The following is a 1,512-nucleotide window of genomic DNA, read 5'->3' on the forward strand; positions in this document are numbered from 1 at the left end:
CGCGTACGGCACGTACACCGCGGGGATCCCCAGTGCGCTGATCTCGCTCACCGTGGCCGCCCCCGAGCGCGACACGATGAAGTCCGCGAGGGCGAACGCCAGATCCATCCGGTCGACGTAGCGCACGAGCGCGTACCCGGGGACGCCGGGGTCGGCGAGGTCGGACTTCTCCCCCGTCACGTGTAGCAGCTGCCAGCCGGTGTCGAGCACATCGCGCCATGCGCCGCCGAACGCGTCGTTGAGACGCTGCGCCCCGAGCGACCCGCCGAACACGAGAAGCGTGGGGGTCGTGGCATCCAGTCCGAAATGCGCGGCCGCCTCCGCGCGGAGGGCCGCGCGGTCGAGGTCGACGATCTCGCGGCGCAGCGGCATGCCGACCACCCGGGCTCCGCGCAGGGGTGTGCCCTCGAACGCCACACCCACCCCGGCCGCGGCACGCGCACCCAGGACGTTGGCGAGACCGGGTTTCGCGTTGGCCTCGTGCACGACGAACGGCACGCGCTCCCAGCGCGCCGCGACGTACGCGGGGGCTGCCGCGTAGCCGCCGAATCCGACGACGACGTCGACGCCGCGCTCTCGGATGATGCGCCGGACCTGCGCGACCGCGCGGCGGAAACGACTCGGGAAGGCCGCGGCGGCACGGTCGGGGCGGCGCGTGAAGGGCACCTTGTCGACGAACAGCAGCTCGTATCCGCGCAGGGGCACGAGACGGGCCTCGAGCCCCTCGCGGGTGCCGAGCACCAGCACCTCGTCGGCGTCGTCGCGCGCGCGGAGTCCGTCGGCCACGGCGAGGAGGGGGTTCACGTGCCCCGGCGGTCCCGCCGGCGGCCAGAAGGGTGGTCGTCACCCTTCGACCCTAACCAGCCCGACGGATGGCACTGCCCCGGCGCCGTGGCCCGGGACCCGCAGATCCCCTCCCAGATCACGCGATTCGGTCGAGATCACGCGGCGCGGCGCGCCACAACGGGTGTGTCGCCAGATCACGTGATCTGGCGACACACCCGCTCAGAAACGCCGGGCCTCAGCGCTGGCGGCGGCGCGCGGCGCGCGGAGGGGTCGCGACGGCAGGGCGGCGGTCCGGCAGCGTGCGCGCACACGACAGGAGCACGCCGCACGCGATGAGGACCGACAGCAGCGACGTGCCGCCCTGCGACATGAACGGCAGCGGCACCCCCAGCACCGGGAAGATGCGGAGCACCACGCCGATGTTCACGATCGCCTGGCCGACGATCCAGAGGGCGACCGAGCCCGCGACGATCCGCACGAACGCGTCGTCGGTGCGGCGGACGATGTGGAACGCGCCCACGGCGAAGAGCGCGAACAGGACCAGCACGACGAGGCATCCGATGAGCCCGAGCTCTTCGCCGATGATCGCGAAGATGTAGTCGTTCGCGGCGGCGGGGAGCCAGTCGTACTTCTCCTTGGAGTTGCCGAGGCCGAGCCCCAGCACGCCGCCGCTCGCGAGGCCCCAGATGCCGTGCAGCGACTGGTAGCACGAGGTGTAGTAGCACG

Annotated in this window: 1 protein-coding gene and 1 pseudogene; both read right to left on the reverse strand. The window is 72.6% G+C overall.

Features of this window, described 5'->3' with window-relative positions; genetic code table 11:
* Positions 1–847, reverse strand: a pseudogene (locus tag I5G_RS22575) (glycosyltransferase); the annotation flags it as partial.
* A gap of 174 nt (positions 848–1,021) precedes the next feature.
* Positions 1,022–1,512, reverse strand: a 491-nt coding sequence (locus I5G_RS13895; RefSeq protein WP_022879599.1) for an FtsW/RodA/SpoVE family cell cycle protein, incomplete at its 5' end; no start/stop codon positions are given.

It is taken from the genome of Microbacterium sp. B19 (assembly GCF_000333395.1).
GTDB lineage: Bacteria > Actinomycetota > Actinomycetes > Actinomycetales > Microbacteriaceae > Microbacterium.